At 37.7% G+C, this 3,543-nt stretch carries 2 protein-coding genes and 1 pseudogene; all 3 read left to right on the top strand.

What is annotated here, in order from left to right; genetic code table 11:
- A pseudogene (locus B3Z75_RS02430) lies at positions 1-515 on the top strand (SusC/RagA family TonB-linked outer membrane protein); the annotation flags it as partial.
- A gap of 97 nt (positions 516-612) precedes the next feature.
- Positions 613-2,052 carry a SusD/RagB family nutrient-binding outer membrane lipoprotein gene (locus B3Z75_RS02425; RefSeq protein ID WP_286854105.1) on the top strand — a complete coding sequence of 480 codons (1,440 nt, stop codon included), beginning with the start codon at positions 613-615 and terminating at the stop codon, positions 2,050-2,052.
- A gap of 51 nt (positions 2,053-2,103) precedes the next feature.
- Positions 2,104-3,543, top strand: a 1,440-nt coding sequence (locus B3Z75_RS02420) for a hypothetical protein (RefSeq protein ID WP_294067339.1), incomplete at its 3' end; no start/stop codon positions are given.

Raw genomic sequence — 3,543 nt, 5'->3', positions numbered from 1 at the left:
TTATTGCCGGGTGGACAAACAAGTTTGACTTTGGTAATGTTTCTCTTAGTTTCTTACTTGATGGAAAATTCGGTGGAAAGATTTATTCTCAAACAAACAGATGGGCATACACTGCCGGTAAGCATAAAAACACCCTGAACGGGCGTGAAAACGGTATCATAGGTGTGGGCGTTAAAGAAGACGGCTCTGTGAATGATACTCGCATAGATCCTGTAAATATTTCTTCCTATTACTCAAGGTTAGCAAGTATTGCTGAAGAATTCGTGTTCGATGCCAGCTATATTAAATTCAGAGAAATAGCTTTAACGTATTATCTTCCGGGTAAAATATTACAGAAGACACCTCTTACAAGAGCTTCAGTCTCGTTAACAGGTAGAAATTTGTTTTATTTAATGAATAAACTGGACAATATTTCACCCGAAAGCCATGTTTCGAGTTCAAATGTACAGGGTTTGGAAAACTCAGGATACCCTGAGGCACGGACATTTGGCGTTAATTTGAATATTACTTTTTAAAAATTAGTCGTTATGAAACGAGCATAAGAATCATTCATACCCAAGTAAATGATTATCGCGAGTTCCATACACATTGATGTAAAAAATAAAAAATCGTATGAAACACAAAAATATATTTATATTCCTGCTGATCTCCATTACCTTTATGTCATGTGATAAAGGATTTGAAGAAATGAACAAAAGCGAAGACCTTGTAACGCAGCCTACGTTGGATTATATGATTCCTACAATACAGTTAACTTTATTTGAAAGGTCTTATTATACCCATTATACAATGATTGCCAGGCTTGCACAGCAAATGCATGTTTCAAATGTTGAAAGCGGTAGAACCAGATCAACGACCATGAGTCATTTATTTGAGTATCAGTATTCGAATGTTATTAAAAATGTGGTTGATGTTATAGAAAAAACCAAAAACAATCCTGATTTGGTCAATTATCATGCGATGGCTTCAATTATGCGTGCCTATGAAATCAGCAGATTGACTGATGCCTACGGCGATGTGCCATATAAGGAGGCCGGTCTGGGATATGAACAACAAGCTTATTATCCTAAATATGAGCCGCAACAAGAAATTTATAAAGGGATAATAGATGAGGTTAAAACTGCTATTAAAAGCTTCGATGCATCAAAAAAAATGGTACCTGCTTCTTCCGATATTATTTATAAGGCTAAAATAGACAGTTGGAAAAGATTAGGTAATAGTCTTTTATTGCGCTTTGGAATGAAAATTTCCAAAGCTGACCCTGTTTTGGCAGAAACAACTGTTAAAGAAGCATTTGCAGGGGGTGTAATGCAATCAAATGATGATTCTTTTGTTGTATTTTATTTGCCGGATACTTATTATTCAACAACTGCAAATGGAAATGCCGCTGCCAATAAATACGACTACAAGTGTACTGATGCATTTATTGATTTGCTGAAGAACACCAACGATCCACGGTTGAGTGTATATGTGATGTTGCCCGATGGAAATACCGACCCTGCCGTACAACAAGGATATAAACTTTTTCAATCTGATAACACAAGTAAGAAAATTGTTTCTACTCCCAATACTAAAACGTACGCCAATTTTCATTCTCCTTATGTTCACATGAGTTACGCTGAAACGCTTCTCTTGCTTTCGGAGGCCATATTGAATGGCTGGATTTCAGGTGATGCAAAAAGTTATTTTTTGAATGGTGTAAGGGCGAATTTAGAATTTCAACGAATCTATGGGAACAACGGTATTATACCTGAATCGGAAATTTCCGACTACATCAATTCATTAAACTTTGATCCCCAAAAAATTACAGACGCGAGAAATCAGCTTTATACACAAATGTGGATTATGTTCTATTTCAACTGGAATGAGGCCTTTGCCACATGGCGTAGAACGGGTATTCCCAACTTTAATGAAGAATTCTCATCTAAAATAAACCGGAGACTGCTTTACCCGCAATCCGAATGGAACACTAACGGTGATAATGTAAGGGAAGCGGTTGCCAGACAAGGAGACGATGATGTTATGACACGTGTATGGTGGGATAAAAAATAACTCATGTCTGCTTGAAGAAATTTAAATAATATAAACTCTAAAAATAAAGTAATGCAACCAAAAAATAATCAACACTTTTTAATTACAGCCATAGCTTCTTTTTCATTTTTCTTTCAAGTGCAAGCTCAGGGAAGTTATTTAGCAGGTGATTTTCATCAGCACACCACTTATACTGATGGAGGTTATTCATTTGGGCACATGATGAGAAAAAATGCCCAATTCGGATTAGACTGGTGGGCAAACAGTGAGCATGGAGGAGGCTCATCTCGCTGGGCAACAGTTTCCGGCAGAGATTTGGGAACTACTGTAAATTGGGGTGATGTACAGGGTGTTACATTGCAAGGTATACGAGATCCTGAAAAACCGAATGATATGTGGCGCTGGCAGGTGTTGCGTGATTTTTCATTTAAAGATGTACAACTTTACCGAGAAGTTTTGCCACATAAGATAATACTTCAGGGAGTAGAATGGAATGCTCCTGGCTATGAACATGTGAATGTGTGTATAATAGATAATCAATTCGATTCAACGAATCCAAACTGTAACCCTGTTGCAGAATTTGAATATAAATTCGATAACGGCGACCTGGATATTTCTGAGCCTAACGGCTGGATAAAATCAAAAAAAGAAGGAAAAGAAAAAACTATCGAAGCGATAGAATGGATGCAAAAGAATTATCCTAAAACCTCATGGATTGTTCCAACTCATCCTGAAAGATCAAATCGACTTAAGATAGAAGATATACGAAATATGAATAACGCCGGGCCCGATGTTTGTTTCGGTTTTGACAGTCAGCCTGGTCATCAAAAAAGTAAAAATAGGGGAGGTTACAGACCTACTTCATACGGAGCAACCGGTGATGGGGCAAACGATGGTGCTACTTGGGGCGGTACAGGTGCTTTTGCTGCAAAGATAGGCGGAGTTTGGGATGCATTGTTGAGTGAAGGCCGAAGTTGGTGGTTATTTGCAAACTCAGATTGTCATGGCGAAAGTTCCGATTTTTATCCAGGCGAATACCAAAAAACCAAGATTTTTGTAAAAGAACATTCTGCGCAGGGAGTTGTTGACGGGTTACGTTCAGGTAATTCTTACATTGTTACTGGAGACTTAATTGATTCGTTGAAGTTTACAGTTGGTACGGCAACAATGGGTGAAACATTTCAAACAAAAAGCAACAATGTAACCATTAAAATAATTGTCAGGGATCCGGATAAGAATAACCATAATACATATAGCAGCCTTACAAACCCGGTTCTTGACCATATAGATATTATTTCTGGTAAAGTTTCAGGTAAAATCAGTCCGCAAGACCCGAGATATACGCAAGACGAAGTCTCCACAACAAAGGTAATCGCTCGTTTCGGTAAAAAAGCACATATAGATGCAAACGGTATTAAAACACAACTTTGGAAAGATTTGGGCAACGGGGTTAAAGAAATTACATTTACAACAAACATAAATTCGGATGTCTATTTCCGCCTAAGAGGAACG

It is taken from the genome of Proteiniphilum sp. UBA1028 (genome assembly GCF_002316955.1).
In the GTDB taxonomy this organism is placed as follows: Bacteria; Bacteroidota; Bacteroidia; order Bacteroidales; family Dysgonomonadaceae; genus Proteiniphilum.
This window is presented reverse-complemented; position numbering and strand designations above follow the sequence as displayed.